The 15617-nt window shown below is 54.8% G+C and carries 14 protein-coding genes and 1 pseudogene; 5 read left to right on the top strand and 10 right to left on the bottom strand.

Annotated elements, in window-relative coordinates; all coding sequences use genetic code 11:
- Positions 1-9: 9 nt before the first annotated feature.
- From rrtA to lepB, 6 genes are all read right to left on the bottom strand, one after another.
- Complete coding sequence (rrtA, locus tag HUF18_RS07595; protein WP_225691726.1) at positions 10-621, bottom strand: rhombosortase; 612 nt, start codon at positions 619-621, stop codon at positions 10-12.
- 114 nt (positions 622-735) lie between these two features.
- Positions 736-2844: a M6 family metalloprotease domain-containing protein gene (locus HUF18_RS07590; RefSeq protein ID WP_225691725.1), complete on the bottom strand. Its 2109-nt coding sequence runs from the start codon at positions 2842-2844 to the stop codon at positions 736-738.
- A 285-nt stretch (positions 2845-3129) separates the two neighbouring features.
- Positions 3130-4143, bottom strand: a complete 1014-nt coding sequence (locus HUF18_RS07585; RefSeq protein WP_225691724.1) for a YheT family hydrolase — start codon at positions 4141-4143, stop codon at positions 3130-3132.
- 106 nt (positions 4144-4249) lie between these two features.
- On the bottom strand, positions 4250-4609 hold the full coding sequence (locus HUF18_RS07580) for a glutaredoxin family protein (RefSeq protein WP_145469430.1): 360 nt from the start codon (positions 4607-4609) through the stop codon (positions 4250-4252).
- 140 nt (positions 4610-4749) lie between these two features.
- A complete protein-coding gene (locus tag HUF18_RS19625; RefSeq protein ID WP_255449037.1) occupies positions 4750-4875 on the bottom strand; it encodes a hypothetical protein in 126 nt (41 codons plus the stop codon).
- A gap of 39 nt (positions 4876-4914) precedes the next feature.
- On the bottom strand, positions 4915-5745 hold the full coding sequence (gene lepB, locus HUF18_RS07575; RefSeq protein ID WP_225691723.1) for a signal peptidase I: 831 nt from the start codon (positions 5743-5745) through the stop codon (positions 4915-4917).
- Between the two features lie 103 nt (positions 5746-5848).
- Here lepB and HUF18_RS07570 point away from each other — a divergent pair, with 103 nt between their 5' ends.
- Positions 5849-6913, top strand: coding sequence for an alpha/beta fold hydrolase (locus tag HUF18_RS07570; protein WP_145469428.1), 1065 nt, complete (start codon positions 5849-5851; stop codon positions 6911-6913).
- Between the two features lie 3 nt (positions 6914-6916).
- Here HUF18_RS07570 and HUF18_RS07565 read toward each other — a convergent pair whose 3' ends face one another.
- Positions 6917-7801, bottom strand: a complete 885-nt coding sequence (locus tag HUF18_RS07565; protein ID WP_225691722.1) for a LysR family transcriptional regulator — start codon at positions 7799-7801, stop codon at positions 6917-6919.
- A gap of 122 nt (positions 7802-7923) precedes the next feature.
- Between HUF18_RS07565 and HUF18_RS07560 the strand changes: the two genes are divergently transcribed.
- The 3 genes from HUF18_RS07560 to HUF18_RS07550 are packed head-to-tail and all read left to right on the top strand — an operon-like array spanning position 7924 to position 9503.
- The gene (locus HUF18_RS07560; protein WP_225691721.1) at positions 7924-8667 is read left to right on the top strand and encodes an NAD(P)H-dependent oxidoreductase; all 744 of its coding nucleotides are present in this window, start codon (positions 7924-7926) and stop codon (positions 8665-8667) included.
- Between the two features lie 18 nt (positions 8668-8685).
- Positions 8686-8865, top strand: coding sequence for a hypothetical protein (locus HUF18_RS07555; protein WP_225691720.1), 180 nt, complete (start codon positions 8686-8688; stop codon positions 8863-8865).
- A 53-nt stretch (positions 8866-8918) separates the two neighbouring features.
- Positions 8919-9503 carry an NAD(P)H-dependent oxidoreductase gene (locus tag HUF18_RS07550; RefSeq protein ID WP_225691719.1) on the top strand — a complete coding sequence of 195 codons (585 nt, stop codon included), beginning with the start codon at positions 8919-8921 and terminating at the stop codon, positions 9501-9503.
- Here the strand turns inward: HUF18_RS07550 and HUF18_RS07545 are convergent, their stop codons facing one another.
- Together HUF18_RS07545 and HUF18_RS07540 are read right to left on the bottom strand one after the other, a co-directional pair.
- A complete protein-coding gene (locus HUF18_RS07545) occupies positions 9504-10832 on the bottom strand; it encodes a hemolysin family protein (RefSeq protein ID WP_225691718.1) in 1329 nt (442 codons plus the stop codon).
- 129 nt (positions 10833-10961) lie between these two features.
- Entirely contained in the window at positions 10962-12338 is a 1377-nt protein-coding gene (locus HUF18_RS07540) for a deoxyguanosinetriphosphate triphosphohydrolase (protein ID WP_225691717.1), read from the bottom strand.
- Positions 12339-12533: 195 nt separating this feature from the next.
- On the opposite strand from HUF18_RS07540, the pseudogene HUF18_RS07535 reads away from it, so the two are divergent.
- Positions 12534-14744, top strand: a pseudogene (locus tag HUF18_RS07535) (efflux RND transporter permease subunit); the annotation flags it as partial.
- A 45-nt stretch (positions 14745-14789) separates the two neighbouring features.
- Here HUF18_RS07535 and HUF18_RS07530 read toward each other — a convergent pair.
- Complete coding sequence (locus tag HUF18_RS07530; RefSeq protein ID WP_145469422.1) at positions 14790-15479, bottom strand: MarC family protein; 690 nt, start codon at positions 15477-15479, stop codon at positions 14790-14792.
- Positions 15480-15617: the final 138 nt, after the last annotated feature.

Raw genomic sequence — 15617 nt, 5'->3', positions numbered from 1 at the left:
GATACGCTCCTAGTCTGACGGTGCCAGCCTGAGAATTCGTCGCCAATACAGCTGCATCAAGAAAAATACTCCGGCCAGTGTCCCGAACAAATGTGAGCGGGTTTCAACCCGGCCACCAATCACATCCGCCAGAGCCATATCGTCATACCAGGGAGTTTGTTCCCAGGCGACCTTGACCACAATCACCACAAAAAACAGCCAGGCGATACGACGGCCGTAAAAGGGCGAAACAAAGGGCGCAACCAGCAATAAACCATGCGAAGCTCCGGACATTCCGCCATAGCGATACAGATCCGGAGCAAACACATAAAGACCGCAGCCAACAAACAATACACACCAACACAGCAACAACAGGCCGCGCACTGAATTCAGCGAAGGGCCGGCGATATAAGCAAACAAAGCAATCCCAGCCATATTACTCAGCGCATGATTTCCGGAAATATGCACCCAGCTGGCAGTAAACAGGCGCCACCACTGGCCGTCAGCGATTGCCAGACGGTCAAAACGCAGCCACTGGCCGCTTAAGGGCTCTGCCAGTGCCAGGCCGGCAACCACAACAAGCATGAGTAAATAGAGGGTATAGCCCCGCCACAACGAGGCAAATCTGAACGGAGAAGACAAAGCCCATCCTCGGTTTGTCGGAAAGATTACAGCAGCACTGTGCCGCCGGATTCAGATAGGATTATTCACTCTGTGCCGCGATATGGCTACGGCTGAATAAAAGAAATGCACACGTCAGACGGTGCGACGGCGTAAGCCAAGAAAGGACAAAAGTGGAAACATAAACCACAGAGCCCCGGCCGAAGATGCTGAATCCGCAGCGGCGCCGGTATCCTGACCTGAGCTGACATTGCCTTTACCCGCATCCACGGCAGGCACTTCAATGTCTGCAACAGAATCCACGCTGACCAACAGGCGTACACTGGCGTCAAACCCTGCCTCCTGATATGCCGCAGCATTATCATCCCGCACCCAGGTCTGACCACTCAGACCACCCTGCTCATCCGTTACCAGAGGCGCCAGGCCAGACAGCGACTGCACACTGATCTGCAGCACAACACTTTCCAGCCCGCTGGCCACTACACGATCTGCCAGCAGTAACCGGTTCCAGCCATTCTGCAGCATAAACTGATGTTCCTGCCCCAGGAGATCCCGCCCCTCCCGGCCATTAAAGCTATGGTACAGGGCAATATCCGCCCGGCCATCACCCAGAGCGAACAGGTCCACACCATCAAATGACAACACCCCATCTTTAACCGGCAGTGTCATCAGCACCTGAGCATAACCACCAGCAGCTCCCCAGACGGCATTGGGCGGCAACTCATCCAGACCCAGATTATCGCCCGCCGGAGCCTCAGAGAGATTAACGTCCAGCTCCGCGATCAGACCAGCCTGCAGCTGCAGCAACTGCACAGCACCGCTGTTGCTGATCTGCCCTTCTGCGGCGGAATACAGGGTCTGGTCTGATACCGAGCTGAACAGATCGGAAGGCTCTCCCAGATTACTGTTGCTGAGCAGGTCATCACGGCCATCGGCTTCTTCAATGGCCAGCAACCGGCCTTCCTGTTGCGCCACATTCAGGGTGCCGAAACCGGCACGGTCGTTAATACGGCTAACCAGTACGCCACTGCCCGGCAGGCCCTGGTCATAGCCAGACTGACGGCGATGCTCGAGCATCAGGCGTTCACCATGGCGGTACGCATCCAGATGCACAGTCAGCGCATCATCACCATCACTGGCGGCACGCAGTGCCACCTGGTTAACACCACTGACCGCTGACTGCGGACGGATAAACCCGGCCTGCTCTTTACTCCATGCCAGCATATGCGCCGGTGTCTCGCCAGCTGCCCCCTCTGTACGGTTCCAGCCCCCCAACCCCATCAGCCCCCAGCGGCCAATGCCCATACCATTACCGCTGCGGTCATACAGGTCAGGCAGATCAAACAGCAGGTGTCCCAGCTCATGGCAGATCACACCGATGGTCGCCAGATGCGTCTGGTGCTGCTCGCCAAACATGGCGTATTCCGCCAGATAAAAATTCCCCAGGCGGCCCTGATACAGAGTCGATTTATGTGCCCATACCCGAGGATGACTGGTTGCCGAGCCGGCATAGGCCTGTTCATAGCCGGCAATCAGAAACACCACACCCAGTTCCTTGGGGTCGAGCCACTGATCGCCGTTGCGGTCATATTCATTCAGATCCAGTTGAGAGCCCAGCTGCGCCAGCACCTCGTGCACCAGCGCCTGACTGGCACTGCCATAGCCGTTGCCGAAATCCGGATGATTACGGCTCAGCACGACACTGACGATGCCATCATCCGCCACACCGTTTTGCTCACGGGCTGGCTGAATATCAAATTGCTGATAGGAGTTCTCGCGGTAGTAATTCTGCACGCTGCCTTCGCTGCCGAAGAAGCGTGCAGCTACCTCGGCATCACTGGCAATAAAGGCCTGATCAGCAAAGCCTACACGCACCACCAGCAGAGACTGGCGAAAGTAAGATGAGCTGGCGTCGTAACGGAAAGGTCTGCGTTGTGGAGCGGCAACAGAAGTGCTGAAGGTAGAGGTTCCGGAGGTGGATAAGCGGGAGGTCGGGGCAGCAAACGTATGAAATGATGGCTTAAGCACGGACTCTGCTGCCGGAGTGCCACTGACCAGAGGCTCTCCTGCACTCAGCAGACCATCATCACCGGTAATGGCGTAGTACCAGTAGCCGTTCACTTCCAGCAGGGCTTCCCCGTCGCGGGTCTCAACCCACAACTGGCGCTGATCACCACGGGGCAACACCTCAATCACACGATCATCGCTGAGCCGGATTTGCTGCCACTGCGCCGCAGACAGCATCGATGCCCGGGAGGCATTGCTGAAAAGCAGCAAAAATAGAAAGAACCAACGGATCATGACTTGAGGCTCGCAAAACGCTTACCTCAAACAATAGTCAACTCACGTTCAGTAAATGGCTGTTTTAACAACTCAATACACGATCACAAAATATTGACGCTGAGATTTAAAGTATTTCGTCAATTATCAGGTCACATATTGCCCACCGACTGACCAGCCGTAACCACCGGAAGACTTCAGTTACGTCAATCACACCCGCTTACATGTACTGTTTTGCCCGGCAACGCCTCAGGACACAGCCACTTCACGGGTAGCCTGTCCAGCAAGGCTTTCCACATCCGCCACAGCATCAGCAATAAAACTCATTGCCCGCTGCTCCATCCAATAGGTCTGATCGGCTGTGCGCTGAATAAACCCCACATGGCCGCCACTGTCCGGCATCTCCAGATGCAGAAATTCATGCCCCGCAGCCAGTTGTTCAGGGAAACATTCTGGCGACAGAAACGGATCATTGCGCGCGTTTACCAGCAACGTTGGAATCTGCAGCCCAGGCAGATAACGCAGGCTACTGGATTGCGTCCAATAATCTTCAGCATCACGGAAGCCATGCAGAGGTGCGGTGTAGCGGTCATCAAATTCTTTGAACGTACGGATATCATCGAAGCCATCCACGCTGACCAGATGCGGGAAACGCTGAGACTTCACCGTCATTTTCTCTTTCAGGTCGCGCAGGAATTTCCACATAAACACACGGTTCTGCCACTTAGCCAGCTGATACGCACTGCCACGCAGATCACAGGGGACCGAAAATGCCACCACCGAACGTACCTCAGCGGGCAATTGCTCAGCTTCGCGCCCGGCGTATACCAGACTCAGATTGCCCCCCATCGAATAACCCACCAGGTGAACCTGCTCATAACCCTGCGCCAGAGCATGCTGCACTACCCGGTGCAGATCATCGGTTGCGCCACTGTGGTACATACGTGGCAATAAGTTGGTATCACCACTGCAGGAACGGAAATTCCACGCCAGCGCATCCCACCCCTGACGGTTGGCTTCACGTACCGTACCCAGCACATAAGGCCGGCGCGAATGGCCTTCCAGCCCATGGGAAACAATCACCAGCGTGCGCGAGCCGACACGGCTCCAGTCAATATCAAGAAAATCGCCGTCATCGGTGGTGATGCGTTCGCGCAGCAGATGATCGTCATTCAGCTTGCGGAAAAAAGTCGGAAAAATGCTTTGTACATAGCCATTGGCTAATAACCACGGCGGACAATATGAAGATGTTAAAACGGGCATGGCCATTTCCTAGGGAAAACAATGCCCGCATTCTAACGTCAGACGGTCAGACGGACGAAGGCCGTTCACGCCACAGAGTAATGCCTGAATGTACAGGGGATCAGAATCAGAAGCGGTTTTTCAGATAGTCGAGAATGGCATCCGGGCTGTACAGCCACTGGCCGCCCTGTTCATCATCGACACGTAAACAGGGAACTTTAGGAGCGCCACCGCCATTGAGCAGTTCATTACGGTAGGCATTAACACGCAGGACGTCTTTTTCTACCACACGCAAACCGAGGCGTTCACAGTGGCGTTTAATGGAGATTGAGGAAGGGCAAGTACGGCAATAATACAGGTGCATTCGGCGTGATTCACGGTCCAGCAGCATCTGTTCGTTGGCGCTGCGCATTACCGGTCGCACAGGAAGCAGCCGATCGACTATATCCAGTGCCTTGCCTTTGAGCTGTCTCGTCAGATAATTCATCAGAACTGCCGTACATCAACCTGTCAAGGGGCGGCATTGTATGCCCTTGGCGGTAAATATCCAGTCCTTAAATAGTAAAAATATGTCGCTGCAGATAAGACTTTAGTGAAATTAAAGCAAACGCAGAAATAAACAGCGCTTCAGCTGCCGAGATTCAGAAAAGCAACGCTGAATAACACGACGAGAATAGTGATGGTCATCAGCCAGCGCGAACGCTGGCAGAATTTACAGGGGGCTTTCTTAACGGAAGAATTAGTGGATGGCATAAGACGATACCTGTTTATAACGTATCGTCTAAGTGTAGATCAGTCGATCCACTTATTGCGGCCAAATGATGGAATATCACCCCAGCTTTCCCAGTGCATCCACACAGCCACCGCTTTACCGACAATATTTTTCTCCGGTACAAAGCCCCAGCCGCGGCTGTCATGGCTGTTACCACGGTTGTCACCCATCATAAAGTAACTGCCTTCCGGTACATCCCACTCGCCTTCCGGCCCGGCCCAGACCACGGTCTGATTAGTACGCGGGTCACGCCCCACCATCCACTGCACCGTAGCATCAGCAGAGTCCAGCTGTTCCTGCGCCAGATACTTCAGCGGACGGTAAGGAGGCTCACCACCCAGCTCATGGGTTTCGATGATTTCACCGTTCACCTTCAACTGCCGGTTACGGTATTCAATATGGTCACCCGGCAGGCCAATAACCCGCTTAATAAAGTAACGAGGGTCATCCGGTGGAAAAAACACCATCACATCACCGCGCTGCGGCTCACTGACCGGCACCAGTGTGGTACCGAACACCGGCATACGCAGACCGTAATGGAACTTACTGACCAGAATAAAATCCCCTTTTACCAGACCCGGCTCCATCGAACCGGATGGAATCTGAAAAGGCTCAGCGACAAACGAACGCAGAACAAAGACAATGGCCAGAACAGGGAAGAAAGACTTCGATTGCTCGATAATAAACGGCTCGGTTTCAGCCTCATGAATGTCTTCCGGGTGAGCGCGCTCAGCGATGAGTGCATCCGCACGCGCTTTACGGCGCTTGGCCAGCCAGAATTTATCGACGCCGGCAATCACGCCGGTGCCCAGGGTAAGCACCATCAGTATCAGGGGAAAATCGATATCCATAGCTCTGCACTTATAACTACAATCTATAAAGTTCCGCATTCTAACCGCCGCGCGGTCACAAGGCGAGCGAGTATCAAAGACCCCAATATGGAGACAAGGTTGCATGACCCATATCCGCACCCCCGATGGCATTGAGCTGGCCTACGAAAGAATGGGCAATCCGGCTGATCCGGCTGTGATCCTGATTATGGGTTTAGGCGCACAAATGCGGATCTGGCCAGACAGCCTGTGTCAGGCTCTGGTTGATAAAGGCTATCAGGTCGTACGTTTTGATAACCGTGATGTTGGCCGCTCATCGCAGATGGATCATCACGGCAACCCCAGCCTGCTCGCCACCTGGCTGGTCACCAAACTCAAACGCAAAGCACAGGTACCCTACACGCTGAAAGATATGTCGCGTGATGTGCTGGCGTTAATGGATGAGCTGGAGATCGACAGCGCTCATCTGGTTGGTGCCTCAATGGGCGGCATGATTGCCCAGATTCTCGCCGCCAAACATAAAAAGCGGGTACGCAGCCTGACCTCCATTATGTCGTCGGCCACCAGCCCCGGTCTGCCCGACGCCAAACTGAAGGTGCTGCTGCAACTGGCCAAGCGCCCGACACCGTTTAACCGCGAAGCGTCCATCCGCTATACCATGCGGATGAACCGTTTAATCGGCAGTCCGGCCTACCCGATGGATGAAATGGAACTGCGCGCACTGGCCGAAACCAGTTTTGAGCGCACCACCAATCCCACCGGCTTCAAACGCCAGCTGGTTGCCATTACCGCCGCCGGTGACCGCAGCCACCTGCTGCGTAAAATCAAACTGCCAACACTGGTGATTCATGGCACCGACGATCCGTTAATTCCGGTGCGCATGGGCGAAGATACCGCCGCCGCCATCCGCAAAGCCAAGCTGAAAGTCATTCAGGGCATGGGCCACGACCTGCCACCGGCACTGGTGCCGCAGCTGGCCAAAATGATGGGCAAACACCTGAAAAAGGCTGAAAAACGCTGGAAGAAAAAACTGGAAAAAGAACGCCTGCGGGCCATGGAAGAAGCGGCTGCCGGAACGTCCGAAAACAGCCCTGCGGCAAACAACCCGGCAGAAGACAACGCAGCACAAAGCACGACCCCTCTGCCGCCAGCGGCCGAAGTTATCGAATTACGCGCCGGACGCAGCTGAGCTTCAGCCGCGCACCCGTGCCTTCATAAAGTCGATAAAGCAACGCACCGCCGGGCGCAGGTATTCGCGCTCGGCATACACCAGATACAGCGGCGCATCCTGCCAGTAACCCGGCAGCACAACCTGCAGTCGTCCGGCCTGCAAATCAGCGGCGATATCGAGCTGCGATTTGTAGGCAATCCCCAGACCGGCCAGCGCCCATTCGCGCACCAGTGCCCCATCGCTGGCACTGCGGTTACCGCTGACCGTCAGATCGCTCTGATTGCCCTGCTCATCACAGAAGTGCCAGTGATCATAACGCTCGCCGCGCAGGAAAAAGGCCAGGCAATTATGCTGTTTTAACGCCTCCAGCTGCTGCGGCATTCCCGCCCGTTGCAGATATGCCGGTGCGGCACAAAGCAACCGGCGGTTATCCAACAGGCGCGTGGCGATCAGCCCGGAATCACTCAGCTGACCGTAACGCAGCGCCACATCCACCGGATCACGGTAAAAATTACTCAGCTCATCACTCAGACTCAGCTGCAGCTGCACCTGCGGGTACAGTGCCTGAAAATCATTCAGCGCCGGTTGCAGCCAGTGCCGCCCCAGATCAGAAGGCGCAGAAATGCTCAGCTGCCCGGCCACATGATGCAGCTCACCGTCCAGCAAACCGCGACCTTCCTGCAGCAGACTGAGCGCCTTGCGCGCATAGGCCAGAAACAACGTACCTTCCCGCGTCAGCCGTAATGAGCGGGTTGAACGGCTGAACAGGCGCGCGCCCAGCTGCAGTTCAAGCCGCTTTAATGCCGCACTGGCCACCGCCGGACTGCAGTCCAGCACCCGCGCAGCGGCCGATAAACTGCCTGCATCGGCCACCTGAATAAACAGCTTCAGATCGGCGAGATTCATTAATGCCTCCATTTAACAGCCACTATCAAAATATTTTTGAAAGTAACTCAAACGTTATCGTCTTTTTCAATCTCAAACAATAAATAGACTGGGCATATTCCACTCCATCCGAGGAACACGATATGTCCGCCCACGAAGCAACAACCCAGCGCTCTCAAATCACTCAACCTGCTAATAACCAGTCTGCAGACAACAGGCAAGAAGCCCTGCGCCAGCAGATTCTGCAGGCATTCCGCTTCCGCCATGCCTGCAAAACCTTTGATCCGGCCCGAAAAATCAGCAGCGAAGAGTTTGCCACCATTATCGAAGCCGGACGCCTGTCACCCAGCTCTTTTGGCTTCGAGCCCTGGCAGTTTCTGCTGATTCAGAATCCACAATTGCGCGAGCAACTGAGCGAAAACAGCTGGGGCGGTAAACGCCAGTTTGCCAGTGCCAGCCACGTGTTAATTGGCATGGTGCGCCGCGCTCCGGGCGTGCGTCATGACTCTGATTACATCCGCCATATGATGACCGAGGTGCAGCAACTGCCTGCGGAAGTGGTGAATGCAAAAGGCGGCTTCTTCCGCACCTTTCAGGAACAGGATTTCAACCTGCTGGAATCCGAACGCAGCCTGACCGACTGGGCCACCCATCAGACGTATCTGCCACTGGCCAACATGATGACAGTGGCCGCTCTTCTGGGTATCGACTCCTGCCCGATCGAAGGTTTTGTGCAGGAAGTCTGGGAGCAGCAACTGCAGGAGCTTACCGGTGTTGATAACACTATGTTCAAACCGGTCTGGGCACTGGCGCTGGGCTATCGCCTGACAGAACCGGGAGAGAAAACCCGCCGTCCGCTGGGCGATGTATTACACCGTTTTGATTAGGACCTGACAGGAGGCCATATGAGCACAGCCGTTTACTGCATTCCCGTACGGACAATGTTTCGCCATATCCGTACCTGCCGCCGTCACAACAAAGACTGGCAACTGAGTCTGGAGCGTAATTGTTTATTGCTGCGCGCTCATACAGACAGCAACGGCCAGGCCTGCGCCTACCGTTCCCGGCTGCCTTATTTATTGTGACGACAACCCATTGTTAACCGCAAAACAACCGCCGCTGACCGGCAGAGGTATAAATGAATATTCTGATCCTGACCACCAACCCCAAACTGTACGCCGCCAAAGGCGAATTAAATGCCACCCTTGCAGCATTAACCGAGGGCTTCGCACGGCGTCAGGGACATTCCGTTCAGGTGCGTAATCTGGCAGCGATTAAAGCTGTTGGCGGCTGGAACATCGAAGAAGAAATAGAGCATCTGCACTGGGCCGATGCCATCGTTTACCATTTCCCTATCTGGTGGTTTGGTGCGCCGGCGCTGTTAAAAGAATACTTTGATGAAGTATTGCAGCACCGTAAAACCTTTTTAATTACCGATATTTATGGCGAAGGCGGACAGCTGGGCGGCAAGGCTTTTATGCTGGTTGTTACTTCCAATATGAAAGCCAGCGATCTGGGCGCCTGTCCGGTGCTGGAAAATTATCAACATATTGATGACGTTCTGGTACAGCCCATTCTCACCAACCGTTACCTGGGTCTGCGGGAGCAATGGACAACCTTTCACGCCGACAATGTAATTGCCGGCGATACCAGCCATCTGGAACAGAATTTTATTGCCCATCTGCAGCAGGTTATTCCGGCCGCAACACAGGCAATAAAATGATTACAACGGCCCGCTGATATGGTTGCTCTGCGGGCTGTCGTTTTCTTTAATACGTGACACCATCAGCTGATCGACGCGCAGGTTGTCGATATCCATCGCCTCAAATTTAAAACCGGCAAAGGTAATAAAATCGGTCCGTTTCGGAATACGTTTCAGGCGGTAAATTAAAAATCCGGCAACGGTTTCATACTGGCCGTTATCCGGAAAATCATCGATATCCAACTCCAGCACCCGTGCCAGATCGACCACCGGGGTGCTGCCATCCACCAGCCAGGAGCTGGCGTCACGGCGCACAATCTGTTCGTCCCCACTGGACGCGACCAGATCGCCCATAAAGCTGTTCATTAGATCTTTTACCGTCAGAATACCCACCACCAGCGCATATTCATTCAGTACCACGGCAAACGGCTGTGCAGTGGTTTTAAAGGCGTTAAGGCCTTCGGCCAGGGTCAGGGTGTCGGGTAAATACAGCAGCTCGCGCTCGATCATATCGTCGCCAATCTGCGCCTGTTCGCCTTTTAATACCTTGCGCAGAATTTCTTTCGACTCCACCGCGCCCACCAGTTTATCCAGCGAGCCATCACAGATTAAAAACCAGTTGTGCGGATGCTCGATAATTTTGGCGCTGATATCTGCGCTGCTGTCGTTAATATCGAAATAGACAATCTGCTCACGCATGGTCATCGCCGTTGGCAGCGTGCGCCCTTCCAGCTCAAACACATTACCAATCAGATGGTATTCCTGCTGCTGCAGACTGCCGTGCTCGGCACCGGCATCCATCATGGCAACAATATCGTCGGTGGTGACCGTATCTTCCCGCTGCATCGGCAAGCCAAACAGGCGCAGCAACAGGTTGGTCAGGCTGTTAAATAACATCACCAGTGGCTTAAGTAACTGCGTAACCCAGCGCATCGGCGTGACGACTTTCATCGCCATGGTTTCCGGAATAATCATGCCCAGACGCTTCGGCAGCAGATCGGCAAACAGAATAAACAGCGAGGTAACCGTGGTAAAAGACAGTACAAAGCTGATCTGTTCCAGCATCGGGCCCTGATAAAACAGCTGCAGCAGGTTCTGAAAATACGGCGTCAGGGTCTGCTCACCGACAATACCGCCCATGATGGCAATCGCATTCAGGGCGATCTGTATCATGGCAAAAAAAGCACCGGGCTCTTCCTGCAAACGCAGTACGGCTTCAGCCTGCTCGTTACCTTCATCGGCCAGTACCCGTAATTTGATTTTACGTGCCGCAGCGATGGATATTTCCGACACCGCAAACAGCCCGCTGAGTACAATCAGCAGCGCTATCAGTAATAATTCGTTAATCATCAGAGCACCTCACCGGCGCAAAAAAGAAGAAAAAAATACGACGCTGATTATCAGCCGCCCGTCCAGCAACAGCAACAGCAACAGCAACAGCAACAGCAACGATAAAACAACGGCCATAACCCGGCGTTGTTAAAATCCACGCCCCGGTGGCTGGTAACCGGAAAACTGCCGGGCAATCTGAGCCGCATAGCTGTCGGTCATGCCGGAGATAAAATCCAGCGCGCGCATATAGGCTTCGTACAGGCTCCAATCGGCCTGTGGCGCCGAACGGCCCATTAATTCCAGCACGCGCTGATTACGGAAAGTCGCCTGACCATCCAGAACACGTTCACGCACGGCACTTAAAAAGGCCTCAAGCAATACCCCCAGGGTTGAATAAGAGCCGATTTCCACCGCCAGTTTACGGCTGTCTTTAAAAATCCGCTCCCGTGCCATATTTTTAGCGCCCTGCACAACAGCCTTAACCACCGGCGGGCAGTAATCAATCAGATCGCCCTGCAGCGTACCGCACAGTAACGCCTGCTCGTTACGGATAAAGGCTTGGCTGGCAGCCGTAACCAAAACTTCCATCGCCATACCGCGCAACACCTGTAAACGCCGGCGCAGGTTATCGGCCTGCTCCAGTTCGGCCTGAGCCAGGTCCCAGTGATCGGCCAGTAACGGCTTAAGCAGTGCTTCCACTTCATCGTAGCGCAGCAGATCCATTTCGATACCGTCTTCCAGATCGATCAGGCCGTAACAGATATCGTCCGCCGCTTCGAGCAGATACACCAGCGGATGGCGCGCCCAGTAGTCCGGTTTTAATTCCAGTAAACCAAGACGCCCGGCAATCTCACGCAGCAGCGGTAATTCGGTCTGATAGCAGCCGAACTTTTTCGCCTCGCCGCGCTGCACATAATCCACCGTCCAGGGGTATTTAAGAAAAGCCCCCAGCGTGCCATAGGTTAAACGCATACCGCCCTGAAAACGGTGCGACTCTACCTGGGTCACAATGCGGAAACCCTGCGCATTACCTTCAAAGGTCTGCAGGTCTGCACGTTGCAGTGGTGTCAGTTCCTGCAGGAAATGTGCATTTTCCTCCGCGCGGAACCAGTGACGGATAGCATCTTCCCCGGTATGGCCATAGGGCGGATTACCAATATCGTGGGCCAGACAGGCGGCCTGAACCAGTGCGCCGACATCGCTGGCATCGATACCGGCCGGTAAACGCTCACCCAGCGCCTGACCAACCCGGGTACCCAGCGAGCGGCCAACACAGCCAACTTCCAGACTGTGGGTCAGACGACTGTGTACGTGGTCATTTTCCGATAACGGATGCACCTGGGTTTTGCGGTCAAGGCGACGGAACGCCGAAGAAAAAATAATACGGTCATAATCTTTATGAAACGGCGTACGCCCGTGTTCCAGCGCAAAACCCAGCGAACCCTGACGCTCACCGGAACGGGCGGCCGATAATAATTGCTGCCAGTTCATGCTGGGTACTGCCTGATCGTTACTGCCGTTCATGCTGTTCTTCCTGTTTGTTGCTTTTTGTTGCTGTATCAGACGGAAAGTCTGCCCCAGTATAGCGGCGAGAGCCTGAGGCGCCCATCGCTATACGCCTGAAGAGGTATCCGAATGGCGGAATTCCCCCTTGTGGGCAGGCCTGACCGGCCTACAATCGGCCGACAATAATAATTTCTGCCTGCAGGCATTTTCACCATGATCCAAAGCTACCTACAGTGGGTTATCAGCCACCCGCGCCGCGTTGTGTTTTTTACCCTGTTAATCGTTGGCCTGCTTGCCAGCGGCGTACTGAAGCTGAGCTTTACCAGCGATTTCCGCACCTATTTTGGCCCGGAAAATCCGCAGCTAAAGGCCTTTGAAGCCATGGAGCGCACTTATTCGAATCAGGATAATATTTATTTCCTGGTGCAGAACCCCAACGGCAGCCTGTTTACCCCTCATGGGCTTAGGCTGATAGAACAACTGACTGAACGCGGCTGGCAGCTGCCCTATTCGCAGCGGGTCGACTCGCTGCAGAATTATCAGCACACCCAGGTTGATGGCGATGACCTGCTGATCAACGATTTTTACCGCACAGAAGAATTAGCGGAAGATTTATCCGGCCTGCAACAACTGGCTATTTCATTACCCGAGCTGCTGCATAAATTAATCTCTGCCGATGGCGGCACCTCCGGCGTTAATGTGCGCTTTTTATTACCGGAAGGAAAAAGCGCCGAAAAATCCCCGGAGGTGGTATACGCCGCCCGCGCCCTGGCCGATGAATTCCGCGCCCGCTACCCGGATTTCAGGATTATGCTCAGCGGGTCGCTGGTTTCCAATGTCACCATGGGTGAAGCCATTCATCAGGATATTCAGTCATTATTGCTGGTGTCTTATCTGGTAATGATCAGCATTATGCTGCTGACCCTGCGTACACTGTCGGGCACCCTGCTGATTCTCGGCATTATCAGTTTTTCGGTGGTGTCCACCATGGGCCTGTTCGGCTGGCTGGGTTATACCCTGACACCGCCCACCGGTTTTGTACCCACCGCCATCATGACCATTGCCGTCGCCGATACCGTGCATATTCTGGTGTCGTATTATTTTGCCCTGCGCCACGGCCAGCCACGGCAGCAGGCACTGCTTAACAGCATGAGGCTGAATTTCTCCCCGGTTTTAATCACCAGTATTACCACCATGGTCGGCGTACTCTGCCTGAACACCAGCGACTCTCCGCCTTACCGTGACATGGGTAATATGATTGCCGCCGGGGTATTTTTTGCCTGGGCCTTTACCCTCACCTTTCTGCCTGCCGTGCTGGCGTTACTGCCGGTTCCGGAAAAATTACGCGCCGAAAATAACCACCAGTGGATTGACCGTCTGGCCGATCTGATTGTGCGTCATCATAAAGGTCTGCTGCTCAGCATGCTGCTGATTGTCGCCGCCTGTGCCAGCCAGATCAGCCGCAACGAAATTACCGAACGCTGGCACGAATTTTTTGACGAAAGTTTTGAAGTGCGCCAGACCAACGACATGATCGACCGGGAGCTGGGCGGCCTGCATCTTCTGTTTATGATTGCCGACAGCCAGCAGGCGGAAGGCATTAATAATGTTGACTATCTGCAGCAACTGGAAGCCTTCAGCCAGTGGCTGCGCGCTCAGCCCGAGGTCGTACATGTCAGCAGCCTGACCGACATCATTAAACGCCTGAATCAGAATTTAAACGGCGGCGATCCGGCCTTTTACCGCGTGCCCGACTCCGCCGAAGCGGCAGCACAGTATTTATTGCTGTACGAACTGTCGTTACCGCTGGGGCTGGGGCTGGACGATACGGTCAATAACGACCGCTCATCTTCACGTCTGCAGGTGCGTTTATACCGCTCCGATTCGGTCAATATTATCCGTGTCGAACAGGCCGCCATTGCCTGGGCACAGCAACATGCACCGCTGTTGCATCTGAGCGAAGCCACCGGCCTGGATGTGGTGTTCGCCAACCTTACCTTCCGCAATATTCATGGCATGTTGCAGGGCACCGGTATTGCGCTGGTATTAATTTCGCTGTTGCTGATTGCCGCCCTGCGGTCGTGGAAAATGGGCTTAATCAGCATGATTCCGAATATTTTGCCGGCGGCGATGGCCTACGGTTTATGGGGCATGATCAGCGGCCTGGTCGATACCGCCACCTCGGTGGTGGTCTGTCTCAGCCTTGGCATTGTGGTGGATGACACCGTGCATTTTCTCAGTAAATACCAGCACGCACGCAAGGTGCTGACGATGCAGGCGGCCGATGCCATACGCTATGCGTTTCATACCGTCGGCGTGGCGCTGCTGATTACTTCAGCCATTCTGGTCGGCGGTTTTGCCGTGCTGGAATTTTCGCACTTTAATCCGAGCACCAATATGGGCAACCTGCTGGCGCTGTCGATTGCCGTGGCACTGCTGATTGATTTTCTGCTGCTGCCGCCGCTGTTGTTACTGCTCGACCGTGGTGATGCCGGGCGCAACAGAAGCGGCCGCGGCGGCGTCAGCACTATGACTGAGCAGACCACTCCCGGCGATACCATCAAACACGAACTGGACCGCCAGAGCGCATAATAAAACGCCCATTACGCGGGTAATGACCTGCATGCCGGTTACGCCCAGCAGCTGAGTTAAGCGGCTGGCCGCCAGCAGGCACAACAGCGAGATCAGCATAACGGTTAACAACGCGGCCAGTACCGATAACTGCGCCGTCAGGTCATCGCTGGCCTGCGCCATCAGCAGCATCACCGCGCCCATGGTGCCGGGCCCGGCAATTAACGGCAGCGCCAGCGGAAACACCGCCACATCACCGCGCCGGCGGGCTTCGGCTTCTTCCAGCGGCGTGGTGCTGATGGCGCCGGAATTACGCGCAAACACCATATCCAGACCAATCAGCAGCAACATAATCCCACCGGCGGTGCGCAGTGCTGCCAGCGAAATACCCAGCGTATGCAGCACCAGATCGCCGACCAGCGCGAACAGCAGCAGTACGCCACTGGCAATCAGCACACCGCGCCAGGCCATGCGCCGTTTCTCCTGCTGGCTGGCATGCAGAGTGATGGCCGCATAAATCGCCGCCACATCCACCGGGCCGACGGTGGCAAACAAGGTTGCCAGTGCCAGCAAAAAACTGTCGTCCATCCCTCTCTCTCCGCTTGGTTTAATCGTCAACTCTGTGGCCGCTATCGGGCGGATAAAATACGCCACCCTGAGTTTTTAGCACAAACGTACTAGCGTAGTTCAGGCCAACCCGCCGAAGCCTCCATCATAGGCTTGTCG

Origin of the sequence: Thalassolituus sp. ST750PaO-4, assembly GCF_020320405.1 — a bacterium.
GTDB classification, from domain to species: Bacteria; Pseudomonadota; Gammaproteobacteria; order Pseudomonadales; family Oceanobacteraceae; genus Venatoribacter; species Venatoribacter alkanivorans.
The sequence above is the reverse complement of the archived record's forward strand: the minus strand, read 5'-3'. Positions and strand labels throughout refer to the sequence as shown.

Coding starts and splice junctions, on each gene's coding strand:
- HUF18_RS07590 (WP_225691725.1), bottom strand. CDS start 2,844: ATGCTGTCTGCGGCGCAGTGGCAGCAAATCCGGCTCAGCGATGATCGT.
- HUF18_RS07585 (WP_225691724.1), bottom strand. CDS start 4,143: ATGCCCGTTTTAACATCTTCATATTGTCCGCCGTGGTTATTAGCCAAT.
- HUF18_RS07580 (WP_145469430.1), bottom strand. CDS start 4,609: ATGAATTATCTGACGAGACAGCTCAAAGGCAAGGCACTGGATATAGTC.
- HUF18_RS19625 (WP_255449037.1), bottom strand. CDS start 4,875: ATGCCATCCACTAATTCTTCCGTTAAGAAAGCCCCCTGTAAATTCTGC.
- lepB (WP_225691723.1), bottom strand. CDS start 5,745: ATGGATATCGATTTTCCCCTGATACTGATGGTGCTTACCCTGGGCACC.
- HUF18_RS07570 (WP_145469428.1), top strand. CDS start 5,849: ATGACCCATATCCGCACCCCCGATGGCATTGAGCTGGCCTACGAAAGA.
- HUF18_RS07565 (WP_225691722.1), bottom strand. CDS start 7,801: ATGAATCTCGCCGATCTGAAGCTGTTTATTCAGGTGGCCGATGCAGGC.
- HUF18_RS07560 (WP_225691721.1), top strand. CDS start 7,924: ATGTCCGCCCACGAAGCAACAACCCAGCGCTCTCAAATCACTCAACCT.
- HUF18_RS07555 (WP_225691720.1), top strand. CDS start 8,686: ATGAGCACAGCCGTTTACTGCATTCCCGTACGGACAATGTTTCGCCAT.
- HUF18_RS07550 (WP_225691719.1), top strand. CDS start 8,919: ATGAATATTCTGATCCTGACCACCAACCCCAAACTGTACGCCGCCAAA.
- HUF18_RS07545 (WP_225691718.1), bottom strand. CDS start 10,832: ATGATTAACGAATTATTACTGATAGCGCTGCTGATTGTACTCAGCGGG.
- HUF18_RS07540 (WP_225691717.1), bottom strand. CDS start 12,338: ATGAACGGCAGTAACGATCAGGCAGTACCCAGCATGAACTGGCAGCAA.
- HUF18_RS07530 (WP_145469422.1), bottom strand. CDS start 15,479: ATGGACGACAGTTTTTTGCTGGCACTGGCAACCTTGTTTGCCACCGTC.